Source organism: Pseudomonas oryzicola (assembly GCF_014269185.2).
Taxonomy (GTDB): domain Bacteria; phylum Pseudomonadota; class Gammaproteobacteria; order Pseudomonadales; family Pseudomonadaceae; genus Aquipseudomonas; species Aquipseudomonas oryzicola.
This window is the reverse complement of the sequence record NZ_JABWRZ020000001.1, coordinates 1712001-1728550: the sequence shown is the minus strand read 5'-3', so window position 1 is coordinate 1728550 and position 16550 is coordinate 1712001. Positions and strand designations below refer to the sequence as shown.

Annotated in this window: 14 protein-coding genes; 1 reads left to right on the top strand and 13 read right to left on the bottom strand. The window is 62.6% G+C overall.

The window, feature by feature from the left end:
* Positions 1–193 precede the first annotated feature (193 nt).
* Positions 194–1414 (top strand): M91 family zinc metallopeptidase, encoded by a 1221-nt coding sequence (locus HU760_RS07810; RefSeq protein WP_186676408.1) that lies wholly within the window; start codon positions 194–196, stop codon positions 1412–1414.
* 48 nt (positions 1415–1462) lie between these two features.
* Here HU760_RS07810 and astE read toward each other — a convergent pair whose 3' ends face one another.
* From astE to acs, 13 genes are all read right to left on the bottom strand, one after another.
* Positions 1463–2470, bottom strand: coding sequence for a succinylglutamate desuccinylase (gene astE, locus HU760_RS07805; RefSeq protein WP_186676405.1), 1008 nt, complete (start codon positions 2468–2470; stop codon positions 1463–1465).
* 10 nt (positions 2471–2480) lie between these two features.
* A complete protein-coding gene (locus HU760_RS07800; protein WP_186676402.1) occupies positions 2481–2771 on the bottom strand; it encodes a topoisomerase II in 291 nt (96 codons plus the stop codon).
* Between the two features lie 14 nt (positions 2772–2785).
* Positions 2786–4135, bottom strand: coding sequence for an N-succinylarginine dihydrolase (astB, locus tag HU760_RS07795; RefSeq protein ID WP_186676399.1), 1350 nt, complete (start codon positions 4133–4135; stop codon positions 2786–2788).
* Between the two features lie 23 nt (positions 4136–4158).
* Positions 4159–5622, bottom strand: coding sequence for a succinylglutamate-semialdehyde dehydrogenase (astD, locus tag HU760_RS07790; protein WP_186676396.1), 1464 nt, complete (start codon positions 5620–5622; stop codon positions 4159–4161).
* Positions 5623–6651: an arginine N-succinyltransferase gene (gene astA, locus HU760_RS07785; protein ID WP_063912885.1), complete on the bottom strand. Its 1029-nt coding sequence runs from the start codon at positions 6649–6651 to the stop codon at positions 5623–5625.
* 78 nt (positions 6652–6729) lie between these two features.
* Positions 6730–7749: an arginine/ornithine succinyltransferase subunit alpha gene (gene aruF / locus HU760_RS07780; protein ID WP_186676393.1), complete on the bottom strand. Its 1020-nt coding sequence runs from the start codon at positions 7747–7749 to the stop codon at positions 6730–6732.
* A 135-nt stretch (positions 7750–7884) separates the two neighbouring features.
* A complete protein-coding gene (locus HU760_RS07775) occupies positions 7885–9105 on the bottom strand; it encodes an aspartate aminotransferase family protein (RefSeq protein ID WP_186676391.1) in 1221 nt (406 codons plus the stop codon).
* A gap of 517 nt (positions 9106–9622) precedes the next feature.
* Positions 9623–10603 carry a transcriptional regulator ArgR gene (gene argR, locus HU760_RS07770; RefSeq protein ID WP_186676389.1) on the bottom strand — a complete coding sequence of 327 codons (981 nt, stop codon included), beginning with the start codon at positions 10601–10603 and terminating at the stop codon, positions 9623–9625.
* Positions 10604–10701: 98 nt separating this feature from the next.
* On the bottom strand, positions 10702–11466 hold the full coding sequence (locus HU760_RS07765; RefSeq protein ID WP_170031224.1) for an ABC transporter ATP-binding protein: 765 nt from the start codon (positions 11464–11466) through the stop codon (positions 10702–10704).
* Between the two features lie 22 nt (positions 11467–11488).
* Entirely contained in the window at positions 11489–12187 is a 699-nt protein-coding gene (locus HU760_RS07760) for an ABC transporter permease (protein WP_186676387.1), read from the bottom strand.
* Positions 12184–12873, bottom strand: a complete 690-nt coding sequence (locus HU760_RS07755) for an ABC transporter permease (protein ID WP_012273568.1) — start codon at positions 12871–12873, stop codon at positions 12184–12186. Before HU760_RS07755 ends, HU760_RS07760 begins: the two co-directional genes overlap by 4 nt.
* A gap of 88 nt (positions 12874–12961) precedes the next feature.
* Positions 12962–13747, bottom strand: coding sequence for an ABC transporter substrate-binding protein (locus HU760_RS07750; protein ID WP_019099125.1), 786 nt, complete (start codon positions 13745–13747; stop codon positions 12962–12964).
* A gap of 614 nt (positions 13748–14361) precedes the next feature.
* A complete protein-coding gene (gene acs, locus HU760_RS07745) occupies positions 14362–16323 on the bottom strand; it encodes an acetate--CoA ligase (protein ID WP_186676385.1) in 1962 nt (653 codons plus the stop codon).
* Between the last annotated feature and the right edge of the window lie 227 nt (positions 16324–16550).

The window sequence follows — 16550 nt, the reverse complement described above, 5'->3', positions numbered from 1 at the left end:
AAAGGGCGCCATTATATCCAGCCTGAACGGCGGATGCAGTGTGTTTATAGGCCCGAAATGGCCAATCGGCATTAAATTGTCATTTCAAATAGCAAAATGCAGGCTATACCCTTCAGCGTCTGCTCACAACGCCCGCTCCTCGCCCCTGCGCACCTAGATAAGTACCACTTCCTGCCTGCACAGCCCTTTAGCCTTGCGCTGCGCCACCTGTTGCCCCCATTCACTGCAAGCGAGGCCCCTCATGCACCCTAATCCCATCTATTTCATTTCCGGCAGGACCAGCGGTTTTCAACAATGGGCAGACACGTCCATCGTTGGCAAAACCGTTCATCGCTTCTACGAATACCGCGACGACAACGTGGATGTCCTTCTCGAACAGCTATGGTTCGAGCAAGGCCAGATCCCGGGCAGGCACCACATGGTGATTCAAAGCCATGCCCCGGCGGTCAATATCAATATTTCCACCTATGATTGCCACCTGATGGCCAAGGTCGGCAACAAGACGTTCATCCTCGCGCCTACGCCCAGGCAAACCCTCATCATCAAGACGGCACCGGGTGAGGCGGACATTCGCGTGACGGAGGATGTGAAAACGCCTGTCATCATCCAGGCTGCAGATGGCGACACGCGCATCACTACCGGCGGCGGTATCACAGAGGTGTTTACCGGCAGTGGTGATGCGCAGATCAACGTGGGCCAAGGGCTGGCGTTCATCAAGAGCGGCTCGGCGAGTAGGCGCATCAAAGGCCATATCCTGGTCGACGACCCATATGACTCGGTGGTCTATGCCCGCAACCAGGCGGGAGACGCCCGCTTCGAGCAGCCCCTTAGCGCCCCTCTCGACACGCTCGCCAGCAGCACCTTCGACATACAAGGCAGCGACACCTTCAAACAGGCCGTCCACAACCACCTGGTTTTCCTGCGCCATACGCGTTGCGGGCAGCAACTCCTTGCCGAACTGGCGAAACGCTCATGGATAAAGGTGACCGAGACACAGAACGCCACTCAGTTTGAAGCCTACATTTCAGACCCGGCCGACAGCGACCACCACCTGTCGCGCAACAGCCAACTGGAATGGGTCGCCGGCTGGCCTGCCGAAGGTGGCGACCTGGCATTCAACCTGGCGCGCTCGGACAGCGACAATTTGCCGCTGCTCGACCTCTACCGTTGCTTGTGCGAAGCGTACAACGCCTTCAACGGCACGACGGTGCCTGGCGACACCCCGATCAGGACTATCGATCGCAGGGCGATCCGGGTCAATAATGCGCACCTGCAGGCCATCGGCCTGCCGAGCGGCATTCTGTACGATTTCGACAATGACCCCGATACGGCGCCGAGCGACACCAACCCATCGCCATTCAACGAAAATGCACTGCGAATGGAGCTAGGCCTGCCGCTGCGCACGTACTACTGAGCACGCCCATGTGGTGCGCCTGAACGCGCACCACTTGCCCTGCCCCCTTCAGCCCAGCCGCTGCCCCGAGTCCGGAACGATGAGGATCCCGGCGCGCAAGCCGTTCTTGACCTTGGGATTGGGGAAGATGATGCGCGCACCCTCCTCCTCTACCACCCAGCGTGTCTCGGCAAGATCCTCGGCCAGCAGGTAGCCCTTGCTCAGCTCGGAGAAGTTCTCGATATCCGCCGGCAGGTGCAGGTGGAAGCTGTCGCTGTGCTTGATGATCTCGCGGGAAACGCTGAACAGCTGCAAGCCATCCAGCGAACCTTCACCTTCCGGCTCGGTGTTCTCGATGATTTGGATCAGGCGCTCTTCCAGCCTGTCGAGGTTGACCAGTTCATTCTGGCCGAACGGGCGGGCCTTGCCCAACTCCAGGGTAAAGGCTTCGGCTTCCAGTTGCTCATAGGTGAAAGCACTGAAGGTAATGGACGACTTGCTCTGCAGCAGCACTGCCTGCATGCCCGCTGCCGCCAGGCGTGCCAGCTCGCGACGGGAATGCTTGCGCCCCTCTTTATAGGGATACAAGGCGAACTGCTCGATCTTCGAGCCGCGAATTGCCGTATGCAGGTCGTAATGCAGGCGGTTGCGCCCAGGCTTGCTGAAAAACACCCGGGCGAACTGTTCCAGCTCGGCAGCACGCAAAGCCTCGAAGCCACTGGACAACTCGTGGCGACCGTTGAACAGGCGGTTGATGTCCTGCTCGATGAAGCGCTCCCCCTTGCGGATCGCCGCAGGGTTACCGAACAGGAACAGTACCCGCGCCCTGGGTATGACCTTGCCATTGGCCACGCCATGCAGCAGGCGCTCGAGCAACTCGATCGGCGCCGTTTCGTTGCCGTGGATACCGGCGGACAACAGCAAGTCGAGCCCGCAATCGTCGCTTTCGGCCGGACGCACTTCGAGTGCGCCCTCTCCTAGCCAGCGCAAACGCACACCCTTGGGCGTCACTTGGGTCTTCTCGGCCGGTTCGTGATCGGTGAGGGTCAGCTCAAGCAATTTGCCAAGGGCGAGCATAGGGACTTCCTTAGTGGTGGTGGCCGCAGTCGGGGCCATGGACGTGATCGTCGTCTTCGGCAAGCTCCGCCGGCTCCATTTCCAGTTGCAGGCTGACCAGGTTGGTGGCCATCGGCCGCAGCAACAGGTTGGCATACTCGGTGTCGTCTTCCTCGACATCCACGCCGATCAGCAGCTGGCCACGGCCATCTTGCTGAATCCACACTTCCTTGCCTTGCCAGACCACGGCAAAGCGGGTGCAGGAGGTCTCCAGCTGGGTGCCGTCTTCATCTTCGAGGATCAGGCGCAGGGCGTCGGTCATTGCAAAGTCTCTCTTCAAGGTTGGCGTTGGAACGGATACACCGAGCCCAACTTCAGGATCTGGGTCAACTCATCCAGCGCCGTACGGCATTCCAGCAACAGCTGCGGGTCGGCCAGGTCCGCTTCGCCAAGGCGGTCGCGGTAATGCTTGTCGACCCACTGCACCAGGGTGTCGTACAGCGGGGCGGTCATGATAACGCCTTGGTTGACCGCTGCCAGTTCGGTTTCCTTCAACGCCACGCGCAACCGCAGGCAAGCCGGGCCACCGCCGTTCTGCATGCTCTGCTTGAGGTCGAACACCTTGACCTCCTTCACCGGGCCGCCCTGGCTGGTCAGCTGGCCAAGGTAGGCCCAGACCCGCTCGTTGTTGCGGCACTCTTCCGGCACCACCAGCAGCATGGACCCGTCCTCGCGGCTGAGCAGCTGGCTGTTGAACAGGTAGGAACGCACAGCGTCCTCTACCGTGACCGCTGCGCGTGGCACGCAGATGGCCTGGAAGTTGCCACCCTTGCTGGCCAGTTTAGCTCGCAGCTGGCCAAGTACCGTGTCGGTCTGGAGGAAAGCGTCCTCGTGGTAGAACAGCACTTCGCCGTTACCCACCGAAATCACATCGTTGTGGAACACGCCCTGGTCGATCACGGCCGGGTTCTGCTGAGCGTAGACCACGCCATCGTCGCTCAGGCCATGCAGCCTGGCCACTGCCTGCGAGGCCTCCAGGGTTTGCCGGGCCGGGTATTTCTGCGGCGCCGGGTAGCGGCTGTCGAACGCACTGCGGCCATACACGAAGAACTCCACGCCAGCCTCGCCGTAGCTACGGCAGAAGCGCGTGTGGTTGGCCGCCCCCTCGTCACCGAACTGGGCCACGGCGGGCAGCGCCGCATGGTGGGCAAAATACTGTGCATCGCTGAACATGGCCCCGAGCACGCGGCTGGTGGTCGGGTGCTCGATGCTGCGGTGGTACTTGCAGTTGAGGTTGGCGGCGGTGAAGTGCACGCGACCATCGGCCGTGTCGGCGCTCGGGCTGACCGTGGCGGCGTTGGCCACCCACATGCTCGAGGCCGAGCAACTGGCCACCAGCAACGGCATGGCCTCCCTGGCAGCACGCTGGATCACTTCGGCATCGCTGCCGCTGAAGCCCAGGCGACGCAGCGCGGCCACGTCCGGGCGCTCCTGCGGTGCCAGTACGCCCTGCTTGAAGCCCATGTCGGCCAGCGCTTTCATCTTCGCCAGACCCTGGCGCGCAGCTTCGCGCGGGTTGGAGCCTTGCTGGCTGTTGCTCTGCGAAGCCACGTTACCGTAGGACAGGCCGCCATAGTTGTGGGTAGGCCCCACCAGGCCATCAAAATTCACTTCATAGGATTTCATCGGCTAGGCTCCGTGACCTGTTGTTATAGGGTGATGCCCGGCGTCAGGGTCGCCGGCAAGGCAAGGCTGGCGGTCTCCAGCGAAGCCACGGGGTAAGCGCAGTAGTCAGCGGCGTAATAGGCGCTGGCGCGGTGGTTGCCACTGGCGCCGACACCACCGAACGGCGCGCTGCTGGCGGCGCCGGTCAGCTGTTTGTTCCAGTTGACGATGCCGGCACGGCTGCGCAGCCAGAAGTACTGGTAGCGGGCGCGGGAGTCGGACAGCAAACCGGCAGCCAGGCCGTACTGGGTATTGTTGGCCTCTTCGATGGCGGCATCGAAATCGGCGTAGCGAACCACCTGCAGCAGCGGGCCGAAGAATTCTTCGTCCGGCCGCTCGCTGACGGCACTGACATCGAGGATGCCCGGGGTCAGCAGCGCGGCATCGGCCTGCGGCTGGGTCATTTCCAGCAGCTTCACGGCGCCGTTGGCAACCAGCTCGGCCTGGGCCGCCAGCAGCGCCCGCGCCGCCTGCAGCGAAATCACCGAGCCCATGAATGGTGCCGGTTGCGCATCGAACGCACCCACCGTGATGGTCTTGCACACCTCGACCAGACGGGCGATCAGCGCATCGCCCCAGGTGCCTTGCGGCACCAGCAGGCGACGGGCGCAGGTGCAGCGCTGGCCAGCGGAAATGAATGCCGACTGGATGATGGTGTATACCGCAGCGTCGAGGTCCTTGACCTCGTCCACCACCAGCGGGTTGTTGCCCCCCATCTCCAGCGCCAGGATCTTGTCCGGGCGGCCTGCGAACTGCTGGTGCAGCAGGTTGCCGGTACGGCTGGAGCCGGTGAAGAACAGGCCGTCGATACCGGGGTTGGCGGCCAGCGCCACGCCAGTCTCACGCGCGCCCTGCACCAGGTTCAGCACACCCGCCGGCAGGCCGGCGGCAATCCAGCAGTTGACGGTCAGCTCGGCGACCTTGGGGGTCAGCTCGCTGGGCTTGAAAACCACGCAATTACCCGCCAACAAGGCTGGCACGATATGGCCGTTGGGCAGGTGACCAGGGAAGTTGTACGGGCCGAACACCGCCACCACGCCGTGGGGCTTGTGCCGTAGCACGGCCGTGGCATCGGCCAGCGGGCCGCTCTTCTCGCCGGTGCGCTCGCGGTAGCTTTGCACCGAGATCGCCACCTTGTTGATCATGCTGGTGACTTCGGTTGCCGACTCCCACAGGGGCTTGCCGGTTTCCTCGCCGATGCACTGGGCCAGCGCTTCGGCATGGGTCTTGAGCTGCTCGGCAAACTTTTCCAGCACGTCGATGCGCGCTTCCAGGCTCAGTTGCGCCCAGGCCGGGAAAGCCTGGCGGGCGGCCTGCACGGCGGCGTCTACCTGGCTGGCATCAGCCCCCTGCCCTTGCCAGACGACGGATTGCGTTACCGGGTTGAGCGACTGCAGGGTTTCGCCCTGGCCGGCCTGCCAGTTGCCTGCGATGTAATGCGTGGTCATTTATTTGGCCTCCCGGCTCGCCGACAGCGGCACCGCGCGCACGTTGTCGCCGGCCCCCATGCGCAGGCGCTTGGCCGTCAGGGGGTCGACCACCAGGGTACCGGCGGCCAGCCGCGCAGGCGCGGCCGTGATGCGGCAGTCGTCGCGCTTGCGGTTGTGAATGATGTAAGGAGTGGCGTCATCGCCCGGTGTACCTACGGCCAGTACCAGGGTCTGGCTTTCGCGTACGGCGCGGATCTTGTCGGTGTCACACTCGATGGCAGGGCCGGCGTCGAAAATGTCGACGTAGCCCTGGTAGTTGAAACCTTCCTGCTTGAGCATGGCCAGCGCCGGCTCGGTGTCCTTGTGCACGCGGCCGATCACGTTGCGTGCTGCCTCGGACAGGAAGCAGGTGTACAGCGGGAACTTGGGCATCAGCTCGGCGATGAACGACTTGTTGCCCACACCGGTAAGGTAGTCGGCCTGGCTGAACTCCATCTTGAAGAAGTGCCGGCCCAGGCTTTCCCAGAACGGTGAACGGCCCTGCTCATCGGACATGCCGCGCATTTCGGCGATGATTTTCTTGCCGAACAGCTCGGGGAACTCGGCCATGAACAGCATGCGCGCCCGCGACAACAGGCGGCCATTGAGGCCCGAGCGGTAGTCGCTGCGCAGGAACAGCGAACACAGCTCGGAGTTGCCGGTCAGGTCGTTGGCCAGGAACAGAGTGGGGATTTCGCGATAGATCTTCAGCTCCTGCGAGGCGCTGACAGTCAGCCCGACGCGGTAGTTGTACCAGGGCTCGCGCAAGCCGACGGCACCGGCAATGGCACTGATGCCCACCACCAGGCCTTCGTCGTTTTCCAGCACGAACAGGTAGTCGGTGTCGGCGCGCTCGGCTTCGCCACGGAAGCTTTTTTCCGCCCAGCCAACGCGATGCCCCAGGCGCTCTTCGTTGGCCGGCAGCGTGGTCAGCCCGGTGGTCCCGGTGCTGCGTGCCAATTCGATCAACGCAGGCAAATCGCTGCTGCGTACAGGACGAACGATCATGCTATCTCCTTGTGCGACGGCGGCGGCCGGCGCGAAACTCTGCTAACGCATCAATCCGCAAACGTCTGTTGCCAGACCTCAGACCGCGACCAGGCGCACGCTGGCACCTTCGCCCACCCCCAGCGCATCGGCCGCGGCCAGGCTCAGGCTGACCGGCTTGCCGGGCACCCAGTCCAGGTCCAGCAGCACTGCGCGGTAGTCCTGCAACTGGCCATTGCACACCAGGTACGGGCGCCCGCCCTTGACCGGGGCGTCCTCGAGCTTCACCGGCACCACCCGGCTCTGGGCGATCGAGCGGATGCCCGAAGTACGCGCATGCAAGGTCGGGCCACCATCGAAGATGTCGATGTAGTGCTCGGTTTCGAAGCCTTCGCGCATGAGGATGTCGAAGGTGATCTGCGCCCGCGGATGCACCTGGCCCATCGCCTCCTGCGCCAGGTCAGGCAGCAGCGGCACGTAGATCGGGTAGTGCGGCATCAGCTCGGCGAGGAAGGTACGGCTCTTCAGGCCGCACAGGCGCTCGGCATCGGCGTAGTTGAGGTCGAAGAAATTGCGCCCGATGGCATCCCAGAACGGCGATTCACCCTGCTCGTCGCTGTAGCCGACGATCTCGGTCACCACCGAATCGGCGAAACGCTCCGGGTGCGAAGCCATGAACAACAGGCGACCACGCGAATTGAGTTCGGCCCAACCGCTGTTCACCAGCTCCGGCAGTACATAGAAGCTGGTCAGCAGGCTGTTGCCGGTGAGGTCGTGGCACAGCGACAGCACGTGGATCTTGTTGTGGATCTTCAGCTCGCGCGAGGCGTGCACGAAGGTTTCGTTACGAAAGCTGTAGAACGGCTCGGAGTAGCCGGCCGAAGCGACGATCGCCGAGCAGCCGGCCAGCTTGCCGGTTTCACTGTCTTCGAGGACGAAGAAGTAGCTCTCCTCTCCGTTGAAGCTGACCTCGGCGGCGAAGGAAGTCTCGGAAGCGGCGATCTTGTCGCCCAGGCGAGCAGCGTCGTCCGGCAGCGAGGTGACACCAATGGGGCTGTCTGCAGCCATGCGCTGCACTTCGTTCAGATCAGCCATTTGCGCAGGGCGCATCACCAGCATGGTGTCACTCCTTTGGAATACGGGCCGCTCATGGCGGCACGAAAAAACGGCAGGTGCACCGGCACCTGCACGGGAATCGGGTATCGCCGGCCCGGCCCAGGCAGCGCTGGAGCCGGCGAAGGGACCTCAGGCCGTTCAGGCCTGGGTCAAGGTGGCCACGGCGCGCTCGAAGCGATCCAGGCCTTCATCGATATCGGTGTCTTCAACCACCAGGCTTGGTGCAAAGCGGACCACATCCGGGCCAGCCTGCAGCACCATCACGCCTTCTTTCTCGGCGGCGTTGAGCACGTCCTTGGCCTTGCCTTTCCAGGCATCGGCCAGCACGCAGCCCAGCAGCAGGCCAACGCCACGCACCTGGGTGAACAGCTGGTACTTCTGGCCGATCTGCTCCAGGCGCACCTTGAAACGCTCGTGCTTGGCCTTGATGCCAGCCAGGGTTTCCGGGGTGTTGACCACGTCCAGCACCGCGCAGGCCACGGCGCAACCCAGCGGGTTGCCGCCATAGGTGGTGCCGTGGGTGCCAACGACCAGGTGCTTGGCCAGCTCGGTGGTGGTCAGCATGGCGCCGATCGGGAAGCCGCCGCCCAGGCTCTTGGCGCTGGTCAGGATATCCGGGGTCACACCGTAGTGCTGGTAGGCATACAGCGAACCGGTACGGCCCACGCCAGTCTGCACTTCGTCGAAGATCAGCAGGGCGTTGTGCTCGTCACACAGTTTGCGCGCGCCCTCCAGGTAGGCCTTGTCGGCCGGTACCACGCCGCTCTCGCCCTGGATCGGCTCGATCACCACGGCGCAGGTCTTGTCGGAAATCTGTGCCTTCAGCGCTTCCAGGTCGTTGTATGGCACATGGCTGATACCGGTGATCTTCGGGCCGAAGCCGTCGGAATACTTCGGCTGGCCACCGACGCTGACGGTAAACAGGGTACGGCCGTGGAAGCTGTTCACGGTGGAAATGATTTCGTGCTTTTCCGGGCCGAAGCGGTCATGGGCAACGCGCCGGGCCAGCTTGAACGCGGCCTCGTTGGCCTCGGCGCCGGAGTTGCAGAAGAACGCTCGGTCGGCAAACGTGGCATCCACCAGCTTGTGGGCCAGGCGCAGGGCCGGCTCGTTGGTGAAGACGTTGGATACGTGCCAGAGGGTATTGGCCTGCTCGGTCAGGGCCTTGACCAGTGCCGGGTGGCAGTGGCCCAGGGCGTTGACCGCGATGCCACCGGCAAAGTCGATCAGCTCGCGACCCGACTGGTCCCAGACACGGGAACCCTCGCCTCGTACAGGAATGAAGGCCGCCGGGGAATAGTTGGGGACCATGACCTGGTCGAAATCGGCACGTTGCACCGGGGCTTGCTCAACGGACATCTGAGTCTCCTGATGAGGAACGCTGGCCTGGAAGTGGCGAGCGATGGGGGGATTGTAAGGACTGATCCGCGCCTGTCCTTGCGGCCAAGCGACAACTTGTTACAGCGCAAAACCCTGTTTGCACAAGGCTTTCGGCAATGCGACAAACACTGTCGCAATCGCGCAGTGTACGGCAGAGAGGGGGCTGGGTGAACGGGTGTTCACAGGCAATTCGGCGAGGCCGCGGGCGCAAGGCGTTGTGGTTGTGCCGTGGCGGAAATCGAGCGCCGCCCGCGCGGCGCATCGCGGATGAATCCGCTCCCACATTTGTTGCAACGTGCCGAACCTGTTACGCCATGGTCGCCTGCCTTGGCGCATGTCTTGAACCTTGCAAACCGGCTGGCAACCATGGCCTGACAGGCATGGCCACGTTGCAACAAATGTGGGAGCGGATTCATCCGCGATGCGCCGCGCGGGCGGCGCTCGATTTCCGCCCCACCATCACTCCCAAGGCATGCACCCCGCCCCCACCGAAACCTCAGCCCTTCTCGGCCGGCGCCGAACTCAACTCGAACGGGCTGCTGTTGCGCCGCTGGTTACGGTCTTCGCGTGGCGTTGCGCCAAAGAAGTTGCGGTAGGCACTGGAAAAATGTGGCCCCGAGGAAAAGCCGCAGGACAGGCCGATCTGGATGATCGACTTGCTGGTCTGCATCAGCATCTGCCGCGCCTTGTTCAGCCGCAGCTCCAGGTAGTACTGGCTCGGCACGCGGTTGAGATACTGCTTGAAGATGCGCTCCAGTTGCCGGCGCGACACGCACACATGCTGGGCAATTTCGTCGGTGGTCAGCGGCTCCTCGATATTGGCTTCCATCAGCAACACCGCCTGGGTCAGCTTGGGATGGCTGGAGCCCAGGCGATTCTGCAACGGAATACGCTGGCGTTCGCCGCCCTCGCGAATGCGCTCGACCACCAGTTCCTCCGACACCGCCCCGGCCAACTCGGCACCATGATCACGCGCCAGCACCGCCAGCAGCAGGTCGGTAACCGCCATGCCACCACAGGCGGTCAGGCGATCACGATCCCAGTCGAACAGGTGGCTGGTGGCGATGACCTTGGGGAAGCGCTCGGCAAAATCATCCTGCCAACGCCAATGCACCGCCGCCCGGTAACCATCGAGCAAGCCCAGCATCGCCAGGGGGTAGACCCCAGCCGACAGGCCGCCGATCATGCAGCCACTGCGCGCCAGCTGCTTGAGCGCCGCCACCAGGGCCGCGCCCACCGCCGACGGCTGCTCGTCAGCCACCAGGAACAGCTTGTGAAAACCGTCCAGACGGCCATTCCACGGCTCGCCCGGCAGGCGCCAACTGCCCTCCTGTGCCGGCTCCGCCTGCAGGAACTGCAGCTCGTAGACCACCTCCGGATGCACTCGCTGCGCCACCTGCAACACTTCCTCGGCCAGCGCCAGGGTCAAGGGCCTGGCATTGGGCCAGATGAGAAAACCGATTCGCTGGGTGGTCATAGGGTGCGGTCCGAAACCTGAGATCGTTCGAGTCTGTGCGCCGGGTCAGGCTGCGCTCGCGGCGCAGCATGCCCTATTATGGTGCAAATAGGCAGCTTTTACTTCAGGCTGCCGGAGAGGAACTGCTTGAGACGCTCCGACTGCGGGTTGGCCAGTACCTGGCGAGGGCAGCCGGTCTCCTCCACCAGGCCCTTGTGCAGGAACACCAGCTGGTTGGAGACTTCGCGAGCAAAGCCCATTTCGTGGGTTACCACCACCATGGTCCGGCCTTCCTGGGCCAGGGCCTGCATGACCTTGAGCACATCACCCACCAGCTCCGGGTCCAGCGCCGAGGTCGGCTCATCGAACAGCATGACCTCAGGCTCCATGGCCAGCGCCCGGGCAATGGCCACCCGCTGCTGCTCGCCACCGGACATGTGCCCGGGGAACGCGTCCTTGCGGTGCGCGACACCGACCTTGGCCAGGTAGTGCTCGGCCTTTTCCAGGGCTTCCTTGCGGCTCACCCCCAGCACATGCACCGGCGCTTCGATGATGTTCTCCAGCGCAGTCATGTGCGACCACAGGTTGAAGTGCTGGAACACCATCGACAGGCGCGAGCGCATGCGCTGCAACTGACGCGGGTCGGCGGCCTTGAGTGCACCGTCCTTGCCGGGGACCAGCTTGAGTTCTTCATTGTTGAGCAGGATCTTGCCAGCGTGTGGCTGCTCCAGCAGGTTGATGCAGCGCAGGAAGGTCGACTTGCCCGAACCGCTGGAGCCAATGATGCTGATGACATCGCCGGCCTTGGCCGACAGGGACACGCCCTTGAGCACCTCATGGCTGCCGTAGCGCTTGTGCAGGTCTTGGACTTCGAGTTTGTACATGCTGTCGATTCTCACAAAGCGGTCAGTGCTTGCGCGGCGCCAGGTAGCCGAGCCAGCGGCGTTCGGCCATCTTGAACAGGCGCACCAGGATGAAGGTCAGGCACAGATAGAACACGCCCGCCGTGATATAAGCCTCGAAAGGCAGGTAGTACTGGGCATTGACCGTGCGCGCAGCACCAGTGATGTCGATCAGGGTGACGATCGACGCCAGGCTGGTAGTCTGCAGCATCATGATCACTTCGTTGCTGTACTGCGGCAGCGCCCGGCGCAGGGCCGACGGCAGCAGGATGCGCCGGTACATCTTCATGCGCGACATCCCCACGGCCTTGGCCGCCTCGATTTCGCCATGCGGCGTGGCCTTTAGGCTGCCGGCGATGATTTCAGCGGTGTAGGCGCTGGTGTTGATGCCGAACGCCAGGCAGGCACAGAAGGTGGCGCTGGACAGCAGCGGCCACAGAACGCTTTCGCGCACCGCCTCGAACTGCGCCAGGCCGTAGTAGATCAGGAACAGCTGCACCAGCATCGGCGTGCCGCGGATCACATAGGTATAGAGCCAGGCAACCAGGTTGACTGCCGGCTGCCTGGAGACCCGCATCAGGCCCAGCGGAATGGCCGCCAGCAGGCCGAAGAACAGCGAAATGGCCAATAGCTTGAGCGTGGTCAGCAGGCCGCCGAAGTACATCGGCAATGCCTCCCAGACGACGTTGTAGTCGAAGATCATAGTTCAGCCACCTTGACGCCCACCGAGTAGCGGCGTTCGAGATACTTCAGGGCCAGCAGCGAGACACTGGTCAGCACCAGGTACAGGGCCGCCACCGCAAGGAAGAAGGTGAAAGGCTCGCGGGTGGCATCGGCCGCCTGCTTGGCCTTGAACATCATGTCCTGCAGGCCGACCACCGAGATCAGCGCGGTGGCCTTGGTCAGCACCAGCCAGTTGTTGGTGAAACCCGGGATCGCCAGGCGAATCATCTGTGGCACCTGGATACGGAAGAACACCTGGCGATTGCTCATGCCATAGGCCACGCCCGCTTCGGCCTGCCCCTTGGGAATGCCCAGGAATGCGCCACGGAAGGTTTCCGACAGGTACGCACCAAAGATGAAGCCCAGGGTACCGATACCTGCGATCAACGGGTTCAGGTCGATGTAGTCTTCGTAGCCGAGCAGCGGCGCCACCCGGTTGATGATGTCTTGCCCGCCGTAGAAGATCAGCAGGATCAGGACCAGGTCCGGAATGCCACGGATCACCGTGGAGTAGAGATCGCCCAGCCAGGCCAGCCAGCGCACCGGCGACAAGCGCAGCGCCACACCGATCAGGCCGAGCACGATGGCCAGGGCCATCGACGACAAGGCGAGCTGCAGCGTCAGCCACGCCCCGTCGAGGATGACTGCCCCGTAGCCTTTCAACATGATGAGGTCCTCGACCTAGAGAATGAAAAATGGTGCAAACCTCAGAGCCTCTGCTGTTTGCACCATTGCACAGGTGAAACCCGACGTCTTAGTTCGAGTCTGGACCGTAGATATCGAAGTTGAAGTACTTCTTCTCGATTTCTTTGTACTTGCCATTGGCACGAATGGCGTCGATGGCCGCGTTGATGCGGTCGACGTTGGCCTTGTCACCTTTGCGCACGGCAATGCCGATGCCATCGCCGAAGTACTTGGCGTCGGTGAAGGACGGCCCTACGAAGGCAAAGCCCTTGCCGGCGTCGGTCTTGAGGAAGCCATCTTCCAGCAGGGTGGCGTCGGCCACGGTGCCATCGAGGCGACCAGCCGCCACGTCCAGGTAGATTTCGTTCTGGGTGCCGTAAGGCACCACGGTGGCACCCTTGGCGCCCAGTACTTCCTTGGCGAAGCGGTCGTGGATCGAACCGCGCTGCACGCCGATCTTCTTGCCCTTGAGCTCATCCAGGCTATCGCTGACGGTGGTACCTTCCTTCATCACCAGGCGTGCCGGGGTCAGGTAGTAGCGCTTGGTGAAGTCGACCGATTTCTTGCGGTCTTCGGTGATCGACATGGACGACAGGATGGCGTCGATCTTGCGCACTTTCAGCGCCGGGATCAGGCCGTCGAATTCCTGCTCGACCCAGGTGCACTTGGCTTTCATCTCTTCGCACAGCGCATTGCCGATGTCGTAATCGAAACCGGCGATACTGCCATCAGGCTGCTTGAAGGCAAAGGGTGGGTAGGCGGCCTCGATGCCGATTTTCAACGGTTTTTCATCGGCCTGCGATACCAGGGAAAACACGGACAGCGCCAGGGCGCCAAGCAGTGCGAGCTTCTTCATCAGGTAACTCCATCGGTACGGGGCAATACAAGGCAGGTAACGGCTGCCCGATATGCGAATGGGTACAACGCGAGCCGCGCAGGGTATCGACCAAGGTCGCAGACCACGAGCGTGTGAGTGGCATTCTAGCGACAGCCCGGTAGTCGATATTTCTTCAAAGCGACAACTACTTACAGAAGCGCCTGAAACCGCTGCGGGCGATGTTGACAGCCAGTGCAAAATATGCAAAAGCGCAAGAAATAGAACCTATAGACCTAGCAATTCCCGGGCCTATTATTGGCAAACCCTTGTATTACGGCAAGTGTAGTGTGCTGCGTCGGAAAAATTGCCGGCGAAATGCACCGAAACGGATCGGATTTGTTTCCTGGCGCCCCGATGCCGTGCACGATCGGTGACAGATCAGTTACCGATGAATGTCGGGTAACAGTAAAGCAAAAACCCCGCCGGTTGCCCGGGCGGGGTTTTCTGTTGCCTGCGCACGCTCTGCCTGCAGGAACGGCTTCAGCCGCGAACACCGGCAACGCCGGCACCATCCAACCGGGTGGCTGCCTCGCGGGCGAACCCGCTCCTACAGGGATCGCGCGAGCATTCGGACTTTCCGATCCCAGCAGCTATCAGGCCGAAGCCAGGCTCATCGCCTTGTGGGTATCGATCAGGTGCTGCACCACCCCCGGGTCGGCCAAGGTCGAGATATCACCCAGCGCGCCGTACTCGCCAGTGGCGATCTTGCGCAGGATGCGGCGCATGATCTTGCCCGAACGGGTCTTCGGCAGCCCCGGTGCCCACTGGATCACATCCGGCGAGGCGATCGGGCCGATTTCCTTGCGCACCCAGTTCTTCAGCTCCAGGCGCAACTGCTCGCTGGGCTCGATGCCGGCATTGAGGGTGACATACACATAGATGCCCTGCCCCTTGATGTCATGCGGCACGCCCACCACCGCCGCCTCGGCAACTTTCGAATGCGCCACCATCGCGCTTTCGATCTCGGCAGTACCCATGCGGTGACCGGACACGTTGAGCACGTCATCCACACGGCCGGTGATCCAGTAGTAGCCATCCTCGTCGCGGCGCGCGCCGTCGCCGGTGAAGTACATGCCACGGAAGGTCTTGAAATAGGTGTCGACGAACCGGTCATGGTCGCCATACAGCGAACGCGACTGCCCCGGCCAGGAATCGAGGATGACCAGGTTGCCTTCGGCGGCACCTTCGATCAGGTTGCCCAGGTTGTCGACCAGTGCCGGCACCACACCGAAGAACGGACGGGTTGCCGAACCCGGCTTGAGGCCTGTGGCACCTGGCAGCGGGCTGATCAGGATGCCGCCGGTTTCGGTCTGCCACCAGGTATCGACGATCGGGCAACGTTCCTTGCCCACGGCCTTGTAGTACCAGTTCCAGGCTTCGGGGTTGATCGGTTCACCCACCGAGCCCAGCAGGCGCAGGCTGGAGCCATCGGCCCCGGCCACTGCGGCCTCGCCTTCGGCCATCATTGCGCGGATGGCGGTTGGCGCGGTGTACAGGATGTTGACCTTGTGCTTGTCGATGATCTTCGACACGCGGGTGATGTCCGGGTAGTTCGGCACCCCCTCGAACAGCAGCGTGGTGGCACCGTTGGCCAGCGGGCCGTAGACGATGTAGCTGTGGCCGGTGACCCAGCCGACGTCGGCGGTGCACCAGTACACCTCGCCGGGGCGGTAGTCGAACACGCGCTCATGGGTCAGCGCGGCATACACCAGGTAGCCACCGGTGGTGTGCAGCACACCCTTTGGCTTGCCGGTGGAGCCAGAGGTGTAAAGGATGAACAGCGCTTCCTCGGCGCCCATTTCCTTCGGTGCGCAGTGGCTGGAAGCCACTTTCATCAGGTCTTCGTACCAGATGTCCCGGTGCTGGTGCCAGGCAATGTCGCCACCGGTGCGCTTGCACACGATGATCTTCTGCACGCTGTTGGTTTCCGGGTTGGTCAGTGCCAGGTCGACATTGGCCTTGAGCGGAGTACGGCGACCGCCGCGCACGCCTTCGTCGGCGGTGATGACCACCTTGGACTTGCAGTCGATGATCCGCCCGGCCAGCGCTTCAGGGGAGAAGCCACCGAACACCACCGAGTGGATCGCACCGATACGGGCACAGGCCAGCATGGCGACCACGGCCTCGGGGATCATCGGCATATAGATGGTGACCACGTCACCGCGGTGCACATCCTGGCCACGCAGGGCGTTGGCAAACTTGCAGACCTGCTCGTGCAGTTCGCGGTAGGTGATGTTGCGGTGCTCGGAAGGATCGTCGCCTTCCCAGATGATGGCCAACTGGTCGCCGCGCTCTTCGAGGTGGCGGTCCAGGCAGTTGGAGGAAACGTTCAGAGTGCCGTCGGCGAACCATTTGATATCGACATGGTGGTCGTCGAAGGAGGTCTGCTTGACCTTGGTGAACGGCTTGATCCAGTCGATACGCTGGGCCTGCTCGCGCCAGAAGCCATCCGGGTTGATCACCGACTGCTGGTACATGGCCTTGTAGGTGGCCTCGTCGGTCAGGGTGGTGGCCGCAACCTCGGGACGAACGGGATACAGTGGAGCCGCACTCATCTGTGTTACCTCGGTGTAATAGTTGTTTTTGTATGGAACCGTTTGTAACTGTACCAGAGCAACAAAAGCCATTCGACGTTGGTAGTAATTTGGCACGCCCGTTCAGAACAGGCGCTCTAGCATGCACCTTAGCGCCAGGGCGAAGAAAAAACTGGAGCGCTTTCCAGGCGATTGTTACAGATTCTGTCAAAACACTTTATCAAAAGCCCCACTGTTTCGGCCTCGGC

Bases quoted from the DNA above. Each gene is read 5' to 3' on its own strand.
- astE (WP_186676405.1), bottom strand. From the start codon at position 2,470: ATGCTCGCCCTTGGCAAATTGCTTGAGCTGACCCTCACCGATCACGAA.
- HU760_RS07760 (WP_186676387.1), bottom strand. From the start codon at position 12,187: ATGATCTTCGACTACAACGTCGTCTGGGAGGCATTGCCGATGTACTTC.
- astA (WP_063912885.1), bottom strand. From the start codon at position 6,651: ATGATCGTTCGTCCTGTACGCAGCAGCGATTTGCCTGCGTTGATCGAA.
- HU760_RS07755 (WP_012273568.1), bottom strand. From the start codon at position 12,873: ATGTTGAAAGGCTACGGGGCAGTCATCCTCGACGGGGCGTGGCTGACG.
- astD (WP_186676396.1), bottom strand. From the start codon at position 5,622: ATGACCACGCATTACATCGCAGGCAACTGGCAGGCCGGCCAGGGCGAA.
- HU760_RS07750 (WP_019099125.1), bottom strand. From the start codon at position 13,747: ATGAAGAAGCTCGCACTGCTTGGCGCCCTGGCGCTGTCCGTGTTTTCC.
- astB (WP_186676399.1), bottom strand. From the start codon at position 4,135: ATGAAATCCTATGAAGTGAATTTTGATGGCCTGGTGGGGCCTACCCAC.
- HU760_RS07800 (WP_186676402.1), bottom strand. From the start codon at position 2,771: ATGACCGACGCCCTGCGCCTGATCCTCGAAGATGAAGACGGCACCCAG.
- acs (WP_186676385.1), bottom strand. From the start codon at position 16,323: ATGAGTGCGGCTCCACTGTATCCCGTTCGTCCCGAGGTTGCGGCCACC.
- aruF (WP_186676393.1), bottom strand. From the start codon at position 7,749: ATGCTGGTGATGCGCCCTGCGCAAATGGCTGATCTGAACGAAGTGCAG.
- argR (WP_186676389.1), bottom strand. From the start codon at position 10,603: ATGACCACCCAGCGAATCGGTTTTCTCATCTGGCCCAATGCCAGGCCC.
- HU760_RS07765 (WP_170031224.1), bottom strand. From the start codon at position 11,466: ATGTACAAACTCGAAGTCCAAGACCTGCACAAGCGCTACGGCAGCCAT.
- HU760_RS07775 (WP_186676391.1), bottom strand. From the start codon at position 9,105: ATGTCCGTTGAGCAAGCCCCGGTGCAACGTGCCGATTTCGACCAGGTC.